This is a genomic window from Phocaeicola sp. HCN-40430, assembly GCF_037890285.1.
In the GTDB taxonomy this organism is placed as follows: Bacteria; Bacteroidota; Bacteroidia; order Bacteroidales; family Bacteroidaceae; genus Phocaeicola; species Phocaeicola acetigenes.
On sequence record NZ_JBBKBS010000009.1, the window covers coordinates 107,447 to 119,898 of the forward strand.

Annotated in this window: 11 protein-coding genes; 5 read left to right on the forward strand and 6 right to left on the reverse strand. The window is 39.2% G+C overall.

From position 1 onward, the window contains the following. Positions 1-14: 14 nt before the first annotated feature. From WKU26_RS05910 to WKU26_RS05930, 5 genes are all read left to right on the forward strand, one after another. Entirely contained in the window at positions 15-575 is a 561-nt protein-coding gene (locus tag WKU26_RS05910; RefSeq protein WP_340321257.1) for a hypothetical protein, read from the forward strand. Between the two features lie 147 nt (positions 576-722). Continuing rightward, a complete protein-coding gene (locus WKU26_RS05915; RefSeq protein WP_340321258.1) occupies positions 723-1,604 on the forward strand; it encodes a hypothetical protein in 882 nt (293 codons plus the stop codon). A gap of 17 nt (positions 1,605-1,621) precedes the next feature. Then, positions 1,622-3,106: a hypothetical protein gene (locus WKU26_RS05920; RefSeq protein ID WP_340321259.1), complete on the forward strand. Its 1,485-nt coding sequence runs from the start codon at positions 1,622-1,624 to the stop codon at positions 3,104-3,106. Positions 3,107-3,149: 43 nt separating this feature from the next. Continuing rightward, complete coding sequence (locus WKU26_RS05925; RefSeq protein ID WP_340321260.1) at positions 3,150-4,802, forward strand: SH3 domain-containing protein; 1,653 nt, start codon at positions 3,150-3,152, stop codon at positions 4,800-4,802. Positions 4,803-4,990: 188 nt separating this feature from the next. Next, the gene (locus WKU26_RS05930; protein WP_340321261.1) at positions 4,991-6,349 is read left to right on the forward strand and encodes a transposase; all 1,359 of its coding nucleotides are present in this window, start codon (positions 4,991-4,993) and stop codon (positions 6,347-6,349) included. A 268-nt stretch (positions 6,350-6,617) separates the two neighbouring features. Here the strand turns inward: WKU26_RS05930 and WKU26_RS05935 are convergent, their stop codons facing one another. From WKU26_RS05935 to WKU26_RS05960, 6 genes are all read right to left on the reverse strand, one after another. Next, positions 6,618-7,193 carry a hypothetical protein gene (locus WKU26_RS05935; RefSeq protein WP_340321262.1) on the reverse strand — a complete coding sequence of 192 codons (576 nt, stop codon included), beginning with the start codon at positions 7,191-7,193 and terminating at the stop codon, positions 6,618-6,620. A 253-nt stretch (positions 7,194-7,446) separates the two neighbouring features. Further along, positions 7,447-8,067, reverse strand: a complete 621-nt coding sequence (locus WKU26_RS05940; RefSeq protein WP_340321263.1) for a lysine exporter LysO family protein — start codon at positions 8,065-8,067, stop codon at positions 7,447-7,449. Further along, positions 8,057-8,341, reverse strand: a complete 285-nt coding sequence (locus tag WKU26_RS05945; protein WP_178265507.1) for a LysO family transporter — start codon at positions 8,339-8,341, stop codon at positions 8,057-8,059. Before WKU26_RS05945 ends, WKU26_RS05940 begins: the two co-directional genes overlap by 11 nt. A gap of 615 nt (positions 8,342-8,956) precedes the next feature. Next, entirely contained in the window at positions 8,957-9,385 is a 429-nt protein-coding gene (locus WKU26_RS05950) for a DUF4878 domain-containing protein (RefSeq protein ID WP_340321264.1), read from the reverse strand. A gap of 37 nt (positions 9,386-9,422) precedes the next feature. Then, positions 9,423-10,796, reverse strand: a complete 1,374-nt coding sequence (locus WKU26_RS05955) for a WG repeat-containing protein (protein WP_340321265.1) — start codon at positions 10,794-10,796, stop codon at positions 9,423-9,425. A gap of 252 nt (positions 10,797-11,048) precedes the next feature. Then, complete coding sequence (locus WKU26_RS05960) at positions 11,049-12,428, reverse strand: glycoside hydrolase family 47 protein (RefSeq protein WP_340321266.1); 1,380 nt, start codon at positions 12,426-12,428, stop codon at positions 11,049-11,051. Positions 12,429-12,452: the final 24 nt, after the last annotated feature.

Below are 12,452 nucleotides of genomic sequence, written 5' to 3' on the forward strand. Positions count from 1 at the left end.
CTAACGATATGATTATGAAAAAGATTAGCATGATAGCAATGGCTGCTCTAGGAGTAGCATGCTTAACAGGATGTGGCAGTACTCAGGCCGTAACTCAAACTCCGCAAGATGTTGAAGTTATTGTACCTTGCTCCGGACCGGAATTCATGACAAACAATGAATATTTCAGAGCCAGCGCAATGGGACTTTCTACCGATATGAATATTGCCAAGAAAAAAGCAATGACAGAAGCACGTACCGGCTTGGCAGAAGCCATCAACATCAAGGTGCAGGCGGTAACAGACAATTACTCTTCTTCTTACCAGCAGGGTGAAAACGAAGAGGCAAAAAGCCGTTATCAGTCATTGGGACGCCAGGTTGTAAGCCAGGAATTGTCAGGTGTCCGCGTTATCTGCGAAAAAACCATGAAAACTCCTGATGGCAAATACAAGGTTTATGTAGCTGTAGAATTGGCAGGAAATGAAATCATGGAAGCTATGGCAAACAGAATTAAAAGTGATGACAAGTTGAGAATCGACTTTGAATACGAAAAATTCAAAAAAGTATTCGAAGAAGAAATGAGCAAATTACAATAATTAAAATGTTTTATAAATAGGTTGACAGCCATTATCATGGGTTGTCAACCTATCTGTTTTTTTATAGAATCTATGCGGTTGAAATTCTTTTTCTTTCTTTGGTGTGTATGTTCTCTTTTTTCTGAAGTGTGCTTATATGCTCAAGATATGCAGGAAAATTGGGTAACCGGACAACGTGACTCATTACCCGAATGGGTGTATACTGCACAGGGAGAAGGAGTGGTAATTTCTTCTTCAGATCCATGTATGACATTGGAAGACGGACGCGAACAAGCCGTTCAACGTGCTTTATGGCTGTTTACTCTTCAGAATCAAGTGAAGATTCAGATGCTTTCAGATATTTTTTCATCTACAGAATCATCTGTCAACAATGTAGAAAGACATTCCAACAAGATAATATCCTTGATCATGATGAATCATAAGCTTGAAGCTTCTTCCTGCGAAATTATAAACGAATACCAAACTTTGTTTGGGGAAGTTCTGGTTCAAGTTAAGTTTTACAGTACCGGGAAACAGAATTCGGACAATACCGACTTTTCTTCCTTCTCATCCCAAAGTGAATGGATGGTTCTTTATACCGACGACAAATATGCAAAGAAAGATTATAAAATAAAGATACAAATGGGCTCTAATGAAGAGTGTTCCGACGGTTTTGAAATAAAAGGAAACCTGAATTATCCTGTCATCAACTCTTCATTCGACGGACAACGCATAATCACTCCACAAAAGGGATGCTGGTATAAAGATTCATCTGCCTATGATTGTTCTGTAAAACAAGGGAATAACATGAAATATGCTTTCTGGCCTGCATATGTGGTCGGATTGGCCGATCAGTTGTTCTCTTATTCTTTTTTAAAGTCAAATATCAGCTCTGTACTGGATAACTATCAGAGCAATATCATGTACGACCTGTCACGCGAAAAAGCAACAGGAATAGTCAGAATTATTCCGCAGATACAAGGAGTAAACCAAAACAAACTAATTGTAGATTGGAAAGTTTCTCCACTGACAAGCAGTAATGACAAGTAAAATTATAGGGATTTATTATGAGAAAAAAAACATTATTCCTTTGTGGAATCTGTTTCTTGTTTCCACAAATGCTTTGTGCTCAAAGCATTGAAGCAGAAATGAAAGAATTTGAAGAGTTCGTCAAACAGCAGCAAAAAGAATTTTCTGATTTTGTGAGCGAACAGAACCGAGAATTTATTCAATTTTTGAAAGAAAACTGGAAATCCTACAACAGTGAACAGACAGAAAGCAGACCCAAACGTCCGGAACCAGTCCGCCCTGTTGTAATCAATAAGCCCAACCCTTCCGTAAAGCCTGTACATATCCCGATAGATACTATTCAGAAAATTCCTGTTGTCACCCCAAAGCCTAAACCAGTTGATATCCCGGAAGAGAATAAGCCTGTCAAAGAGAAAGATCCGCTACCGGATTTGACAGAAAAAGAAGCCCTGGCCTTCAATTTCTATGGCATTCCCTGCAAAATTGGAGTATCAATGAAAAACTGTATACACTTAAAAGGAATTACAGAGCGGGAAATCGCAGACGGATGGGAAGTGTTAAGTAAAAAAGACTACCGTACCTTGGTGAATACCTGTCTGCATATAAAAGACAATTATTCTTTGAACGACTATGCTTATCTGATGTTGACCCAAACTGTAGCTACCAAACTCTTGCCTTCTGCAGACAACAACAGTATTACTTTGCTACAGGCATTCATCTTATGCCAGTCGGGATACAAAGTAAAGATGGCCAGAATCGGAAAGGAATTAGGATTGTTGTATGCTTCAACCGATTTGATTTATGCTACAACATATTTGACTATCGATGGAGAAAAGTATTATAAATGGGGGAAAAAGGTAGAAAATGGAACTCCTATTTATACCTACGGTAAAAATTTTGCAGAATCTCAGTACATGGTGTCCATGGGATTTTTAAAAAGGCCCGACTTCAATGGAAAGATTAAAGCTAAGACTTTACAGGCCAAAAAATACCCGGATATGAAGGTGATTTCACAGGTAAATGAAGACCTGATCAGTTTCTATCGGAATTATCCGCAATGCGATTTTTCAGTTTATGTAAATGCACCGGTAAGCGAAACAGTTGAACAAAGCGCCGTTTCGAACTTGAAAGAATTAATCAAAGGAAAATCTCAGGTAGAAGCAGCCAATATGCTAATCAACTTCGTACAGACCGCATTCGAATACAAGACAGATCATGAGCAGTTTGGATATGAAAAGCCATTCTTTGTCGATGAATTGTTCTACTATCCTTATTGCGACTGCGAAGACCGTTCTGTACTATATTCTTATCTGGTACGCACCCTGCTCAACCTGGATGTAGTATTACTGGATTATCCCAATCATATTGCTACAGCTGTCTGCTTCGACGAACCGGTAGAGGGCGATTATATAATGCTGGACAAGAAGAAATATCTGATTTGCGACCCTACATACATAGGTGCTCCTATCGGTTTGGCCATGCCGCAATTCAAAACAGTTGCAGCAAAGATTTTGATGAACTGATAGAATTATGTTTTAATCATTCAAGAAACCAAAATATTTCATTATGTCAAGACTGTTTTATTCCATAACAAAAATTGTCATACTCTGCTCATTATTGGTGTTAGAGTCGTGCATAAGCTGTCATAAAGAAACGGAAAGAACGGAAATACAATACGATCTTTATGAAGTAAAAATCAAATCCAGCCTGAATGTAAGGGCAACACCAGACTCCGATGCTCCCAAATTAGGAGCACTTTATAATAATGAAAAAGTAAATGTCGTAAATATAAATGACGGTTGGGCAAAAATAAAATACGGAACTCAATATGCGTATGTATCATCCAAATATCTTACTCTCGTGAGCAAGGGAAACAAGACCGACAGCCACAGCAATGACCTGACAGCAGAAAAAGAAGATACATCAGGCGAACTAAATTCACAGAATAAATTCGGTTCCGATTCTATCGGCAGTAAGAAAATGGCATTAATATTTGATAATGCCAATATATTGTCGCCGGAAGATTATACGATGATTAATCAGGCATACGGAAATACTGATGCCTTTCTGATTCTTTGGACTGTAGAGTCTGTTGACAAAGGAGATATTTTAAAATACAACAGCCAGATAATAAAAAAACTGGATGAAGAGCCTTATAAAAAATATATAGACACCCATAAGCCATCGGATATAGATGAGGAGGATATTTATTGGGTAACTTTTATTAAGGACCTCGGACTTTTACAGGTTGGAAATGATTCGGGAGTTATGAGTCTGATTGATATTTCCATGCCCGACAAGTACCTGCACATGCAGTTAAAAGCCAAACAAAATGGGTTACAAGCTGGCCTGATGGATTTGTCATCATTGATAAAAGAAGCAACCGCAAAATATAAGGACAACAACTGGTTCGTAAGAATTTTTATCAAAGGCTCCTCCTTGGGTGAAATGATTACAGAAACATTGCTCAAGGAGCAAATATTACCATCGGATGGATTCATGCATAAATACATTTTCTCATGGCTCACTAAAATACCATGCAACTTCCTTAATTTTCTCATAGCTGGAACGGGTTCCTTAGGCTATGCCATGATTTTTTTATGCCTGCTATATACTATAACAACAATCGTAAAAACAAATGTGATAGGTGGAGGATACAAACAAGGAGAAACAAAAAAAATTACATCCCTATTACTTATAGCGCTGTTTTCATTATTCTTATTTGTATGCTTGGTTATACTCATATTCTATACCATGTGTAATATGACTGATATAACGGCAATGCAAATGTATGGATGGAACAATAAAATGATAGCAACCGTAACAGAGCATAACCTGAACCATCATATATTAAGATCGTGGTGGCTCTCTCTTTTGTTCTTCATCGGTATGTTTATATATAAGTTACCCAATGCCTGGATTTCAGTAGCTTCTATATTACCATCTAAAAACCAACAGGCACTTGCCAAAAGCAATCCCTCTCATTTTGAAGGTCATCAAGATCTTACATCAAAAGAAAGTCCATATTCCGATTTATTTGGAGACAAAGCAGGTGATGCCACAGGCAGTTCAATTTTTATCATTATTGTACTTACACTACTGCTAAATGGCACTTCCATGATGTATGCTACCGTATTCACATGTTCGATGATGATAGGTAAAATATACGGTGCGATAAAATTGTATTTAAAATGGAAATCCTACGGTTATTTTAACTGATAACCAAGATAAAGTTTTTCGCTCCTGCCAGGAGCACTCATAAATAGGGACATTCAGTAAATAGTATAAAATTAGCCAACTAATTCATACACAAAATGTTGCAAATTAGTTGGCTTTTTTGTATCTTTAGGTATTCCCCCGCAAATAAGGTTTGGCAGCCAAAACGGGGGAAATTCCCCAACTAAGATATGGCTAAGATACAAAATATTTCGGAAATTCACCCTACTTTGGGTTTTACAGAATTTGATATTCTGGAAAAATATCGCAAGAGTTTTAATGAGAGTGAACTTGGCAGGCTTCATTCAGTTTTCCCTTTTGAAGTTATGGTAAAGACCATAGGTCTGTCTGAAAATCGTCTTGGACGCAGGAACGTATTCAGTCCTTCAGCAAAGATTGCTCTCATGGTCCTGAAGGCGTACACCGGCTTCTCTGACAGACAGTTGGTGGAACATCTTAACGGGAACATACATTACCAGATGTTCTGCGGAATCATGATAGATCCGTCTTCCCCCATAACCAACTACAAGATAGTAAGCGCCATCCGTAATGAGATAGCATCCCGTCTTGACATTGAATCCCTTCAGGAGATACTGGCCACACACTGGAAACCATATCTTGAGAACCTTCACGTGTGCATGACAGATGCTACGTGTTATGAAAGTCACATGCGTTTCCCTACGGACATGAAACTCCTATGGGAAAGCCTCGAATGGCTCTACAGATGTATCTGCAGGCATTGTGGGGAGCTTGGCATAAGACGTCCCCGCAACAAATACAAGAATGTAGCGGAGTCCTATCTGTCCTACTGTAAGAAAAGAAAAAGGAAGGCTTCAAGGACAAGAATGCTCAAGCGCCGTATGATCAGACTTCTTGAAAAACTCCTTATACAGAGGGATGAGATTCATAGCGAGTACGGAGCCTTGCTCCGGTATACCCAGGATTACCATAAGCGTCTTTCCATCATCAGAAAGGTTCTTGTACAGGAAAAGGAAATGTTTGAAGGACGTAAAGTCAGTGACCGCATCGTCAGTATTGACCGTCATTATGTACGTCCAATAGTAAGAGGAAAGGAAACAAAATCTGTTGAATTCGGTGCAAAGGTTAACAACATACAGATAGACGGTATATCATTCATCGAACACCTCTCGTTCAAGGCATTCAATGAAGGTATACGCCTGAAAGACTGTATCCGTATGCAGCAGAAGCTCATGAATGTGAGGGTAAAATGTGTGGCTGCAGACTCCATATACGCCAATAATGCCAACAGAAAGTTTTGTACGAAATATGGAATATCCACTTCATTTGTGCGCAAGGGAAGGGCAGCAAAGGATGAGTCCTTGAGGAAGGTACTCAGAAGTGAACTCTCAAAAGAAAGGGCCACCCGCCTTGAAGGAAGCTTCGGCACTCAAAAGCAGCATTATTCTCTCTCAAGGATAAAGGCACGGAACAGGAAGACGGAAATCCTGTGGATTTTCTTTGGAATACATACGGCAAATGCCATACTGATGATAGACAAGATCAGAAACCGATCGGATAAAGCGGCATGACATGAATTTACAGACAGGATCAGAAGAGGTCATCAGACTTCTTCCAAAACGTCATGTCCAACAGATAGGATTATATGGAAAAACACAGAAAAAGGGCAAGAATAATGGCATATAAAGTGATTATACTCTATCGACTTTATAGGCCATCTTACGTTTTAGGGACATTTACTGAATATCCCTAAATAATACTATCAGATTTTTATAAATATCGGGGCTGTCACAAAATCAAGCCCCGATATTTTTTATATTCCGGTTATTCAGTTCATTGTCAATCCCGAAATTCAGAAAGTTTCTCATTATTAACTATCAGCAGAGACCGATCAAGGTGCACAAAGTGTACCCCACCTCGCTTTACCATAATATCATAGTACGGAAAAACATCTTTCGGTACAACTTTCCTCAAGATACTGCGAATCCGGGAACAGATTTCATGAGGGACGTTAGAACCTTTCAAAGCCAGCCGCTCTAATGTTTTATTTATTTTCCGGGCATCCACATTCTTTTCTCTGGATACAAACTGATAAATCTGATACAAGTCATCTTTATAAAAAGAAAGTTTGTTAAAATTCACCCCATCTTTTTTTAAAAGAAGAAAAATATAAATTGTCTTCCATAAGTATTGCATTTTCAACGGAGTATCACTGAATTCAGGAAACACTATATTGCAATCATCGTCTATCACTACCGGACTAAAATTCAAGGGATGTACACACTCTTTTCTTTTATGTGTATTTACAATTTCCTCCATCCTGTCCATGACATCCTGATCTGTCAACAGGACATCATTTTTCAATAAATCCAACAACAGTTGTTTAGCTGTATTTTGTAATATATGTGCTTTCATAGGGTTCATCATCTTGTAAATACAGTAAATCCATGAGGCTTCAAAAACAAGGTTGTAAAAAAATTATCCACCTTGTTTTCATTTTCAAAATTACCGATTACCGTAATTGTATTTATCCCTATAAATAATGAAATTTAAAGAACCATTTTCGGGGAATAAAAGAAAATAGACTTATCCCCATACAAACAAAAAATGTGGGCTTACATGCACACTACATGTAAGCCCACATTTTCATCCGTCCCTTCCAACGCTTCTACATCCGGCAGAACAGCGATACAAAGAACGGCATACTGATATTTATCAGAATACCATGCACAATAGCCACCGGTATTGCGTCTTGTCCCGAGCAACGAGCTATAGTAGCCAGAGAGACATCAGACGAACCGATACCTGCTGCCGAAATAGGCGCCAGCTCACCAAAGTATTTACGGAACAACGGAGCACCGATAAGGGCTGTCATCTCACGGAAGATATTGGCCAATAAGGCAATGGTTCCCAATTCGGTAGCCAACTGTACTCCTATGGAAGCCGACTTTATTTCCGTAATCAGAATAGACGACAGGGAATAATAAGCGAAACCACTTCCCACTGCCATACACTCGAACGAAGTCCAACGGCTCAAAATGAAACCTCCGATGGCAGAAAACAGCAGAGTTCCTCCTACTGTAGCCAGCGGAACCAACAATGTCTTTAAATTTAAAGACCGGATATAGTTTTTCAGATTTGCATTGCTACCCAAGTTTATGCCCAATAAAAGCATCAGTACATAAAGTACATAAACAGAAGCCGAGTGTACATCAAAATCGACCATATAACATACGCCCAACAGGCATCCTGACAGAAAAAAAGCCAATGTAATCAGACTACTTTTCATGATGAGCTCCTTTCCTGAAAAAAAGATGATACACAGCCAGAGAAGCCAGCATGCTTCCCAAAACACTCAATGAGGCAATCACTGCCGCCTGACCACAGAAATAGCTGAAGTTTTCTACAATCATTTTATTCAAGCCAATAGACAGCCCAAGCAGAAAAAGCAGCAAACATACTACTCCGTGAATCAAAGAATCTAATTTATGAATTTTATTCTGATGGCGCAACGGATATCCAAGCAATACTCCAAACGCCATAATTGAAATGAAAGTAAACATAAGAAAAAAACAGTTTTAAATTGACACTAAATACCTATAAACACATATTAAAAATGTCCCTATGGCACATTAGTAAAATTAAATGAGCGGATAGACCAAATAATTTTCATACTTCACTTTCAAATTATAACTATTACCTATTCTGAAAACGGCCGCAAAGTTAGAATTTATCCCCGAATTCCACAAACAAACCAGCAAATAAATCTTTTATATAAACGATATGATTATTAACAGGACATTTTTATTACCAATTAAAAGAAAAACAAGGTTTCAAATTATTACATAAAAGAGAGGAATGTATATTTATCACTTCATAAATACACCAGAAAACAAGTTATTAAACATATTTTCAAGTATACGCACAAAGCCAGACTTACGATTTACAACAAAATACCAGTAAAATTCTTATATTCGCCTCTTTTTTTCACAAGAAGCAACAATACAGATAAAAAAGATACCTTTCATTACTTTTCCATCAGGCAAACAAGCATAAAAATAATCCGCGCTTCAGAAATAAACTTTCCAAGCGCGGATACATGCAAAATAAAAAAACAGATGAATACCCCTTATTTCCCAATAAGAAGGAATCAATATTTATGAAACATCAAATTGTACTCATTCGTCCATCATCTTATCCGATCCAAAAAGAAGAATTCTCCAGGCACCTTCTTTATCCTTTGTCAGATAAATACTGTGTTCTGCTTCTTTTCCATCGGCTAGTGTTTCCTTATAAGTCACTCTGGCATAAGCACCGGTTTTACTCAGTTCTTCTCCTGTCACTTCAATTGCAGTAACCTTTTCCTGTTCCTCCTTCTTTGCCAGTTCGCTTTCCATCATTTTTGCAAAGTCTTCCTGAGCTTCTTTCTCTTTTTCCGGCTCTGCATCTTCTTCAAAAATCATCTTCGAAGTATAAGCTCTTACATCTCCGGCAAGCAGTCCTTTCAATGCTTTTTCTACTACAGCAGAAGGAGTATTACCCGAAGAACATGCAGTCATCAGCCACAAGCCACCAACCAAAGTTAATATCATTCCCAGTTTTTTCATAATACTTTTATTTTAAATTATACTTAAAATATAATTATTAAAATTCATTCGGTACAAATTCTACCACAAACTCACCTTGCCGGTTGATCAAACCTGTATGTTCCTTGTCATCGGCACTCTGGAAACTCTTCATGTTACACGGAGCATACCCGTTTTCAAACGGTACATCTACCGGATACAGCACCATATCTCCCAGCGGGCTAACCAGTGCCTCACCAAAATATACATCCTCACCTTTCCAGATAAAATCGGTTGTGGCTTCCGTACCGTCACAAGGGAACGGATAGCTGAAGTTTTGTGCCGACGGAATATATGCCACTGTTTCAAACTTCGTATTGATTACCTGTGTAGGCTTTCCATATTCTTTCACTATCGCATACCCGTTATGAAACTCTGTTACATAATCGTATGCCTTCGATACGATGTTTCCGGTTTTGTCGATAAAGAAACATTTACGTTCTTTGTTTACTACCGGTGCCAGCCCGTTGGAGAAAGATCCCGGCAGCATGGTATACTTTGGCGAAATCGCAAACACTCCGGTCGTATCAATGTATCCCCACTTCCGTGTACCGTTATCATCCTTTACTGCCACCAGTGCCAGTCCGTCGCTGAAGTCCTTGGCTTCAACAAATTTAAGACCAATAGCCAGTTTTCCCTTGGCATCGCGGTATCCCCAGCATTTTTTAGGATAATTGTATATAGCCGCACGGTTTTCACGCAATGGCGATGCCGGTTTCAGGTTTTCCAGTCCCGCCTCACAGTTCAGGTTCTTGAATATAAAATCCCCATTGGTATTAATGTGCATCACATAGGTTTTCGAGAAAGGTTTACCCGGAACATCCACATTCAGCGTAGCCACTCCGTCCACAAACTGTGTATACGACAAGACTCTTGGAATTTTTTTCACCACCTGTCCTTTGGTATCCAGCAAAGTAATTTCATTCATCTTTGCACTATAAATAAAGCGTCCTGATGAAAAAGCAGGCAGACCACTTGTATACCCATTGTTGTAGTCGAATACTTTATTTCCCTGTGCATCCATAAAATATCCGCCTTTCGTACCTCCGGTGCGGACATAAGCCAGTCCGTCGGAGTATGCACCCACTTCAGGAGTACTTCCATCATACGAAACCAGTTTGGTAGCCGATGTCCTGCGTGGCAATACCGACTTCAAATTACTCTTTTGATAGTTCCCCTGGTGAATCTGCCCGTTCGAAGCCGTATTTGTATTGGCTTTTACTCCCGTAGCTGCTGCCCCTGAAGCATTATTCTCTTTATTGGACGTATCCTCTCCTAAGGCTTTGTCTACTTCATTCAATACTTCCCCCAGTTTTTTAAAGAACTGTGCCGAGCCGGTCTGGGGTACTCCAGCCAACAAAAGTCCTAACGCAAGTACATAAATTTTCTTCATAACTGTCTCATTTATGATGTATTGCAAATGTAAGCATTTGTTAAAAAGTGTACACCCCCATAAATAATGTATTTATTCACCCTATTTTTGGTATCCTTCTTCCCCAATATCCTATAAGAAACCCCATCTACATAAAAAGAAAGGAGGCAGCACTTACATACACATGGCAAACTACGACAACAATCCAGGTTTACCTATGGATTTTAAGTACTGCTTCCTCAATTTCCGTATCGTCCAAATACAAATGTCTGTTTATTTCATCTTATAATCCCCTTTCCAGTCTTTATCCCATGTATTTTTCAGCGGATGAGCTTCCGTATTGAGCACATAATTCTTAAAGCTGAATACCGATTCGGGAGCAAAAAACAGATAGCAATATTTCATTGTTTCCGCAAAGAAGAAGCTCTCCAAAGTATCCCATGTCTCCTTGGTTCTCACATCTTTCAGCTGTACATATCCATTCTCCACCTGACAATATTTCTCTATCGATTCAAACATCACCTTACCCATTTCATAATATTTCTCATCTCCGGTAGCCTTCCATACATAATATGTAGCCTCAATAGCTTCCGGCCTTATCATGTAGTAAGGAGACAAGACCTCCATTGTTTTATAATTTATCGACTCAGGTTCTATTCCATACAGAGTCCACATCCTATAGATAGACTCCTGCAATTTCTTTGCCCGCTCCAGTTCTCCTTCCAGCACCAGGCATCCGTTCCAGAAACAATCCAGTGCACCAAACACGGTAGCCGTCCTTTCTCCCGTATTCATATCCGCTTCACCTATCCAATAACCATTATCCGTATTCTCCTCCAGATACTTATTGACAGAATTCAGCGACTGTTCCCACATAGCCTTCAGGTCCTGATCTCCAAACAGAATATAACCTTTCAGAAGATATTCGTAAAAAGCATCGATTCCTCCCCGGATATGTGCCTTTGTATCCGTCCACTCTCCCGTATCACAGTTTATTCCACCGCCTACCAGTCCTGTTTTTCCTCTGCGCTTATAAACTTCTACAATACCTTTTTTACACGCATTATAATATTTCGGATTGCCGGTCAGTTTACTAAGCATGCCATATTCCAGCAACATCGATCCCACTTCACACGGATTGGTCACATTCCCTTCTATTTTTCCTGTTTTCAGATTTACCATTCTGTACGGAATTCCGGTCGGAGTATCAAATACCGGCATCAGTCTGTCTCCCAAGTCTACAGCCAGGTCCAGAAACCTCTTGTCTCCATCCAACTGATAGGCAGAAACCAGTCCTCCCACAATACGGATTGCTATTTCAAACTGCTGCACATACATATCTTTATTAAAATCCAGCCTTTCGAAAATCAGATTTCTTGCTTCTGTTTTTTCTTTTTCCAACCCCATCAGACACATGGTACTGTATGCATCCACCGGAGTCATCAACAACGTTTCTTCATACCAGTTATGCCCACGCTTTGCTATCGGATTTACGGCATCCATTCCATACGCATAGTTCATATAAGCTCCCCATCCCTTCACAAAGGCAGCCTTCACCCTGTCTGCATACTCTTTCCGTTCTGCATTCGATGCAAGTGCGCAACCCGATATCCATAATAAAAAGACACACCACAAAATCGATCTTTTTCCCATTTTTACTTGATTTTAGACATTACT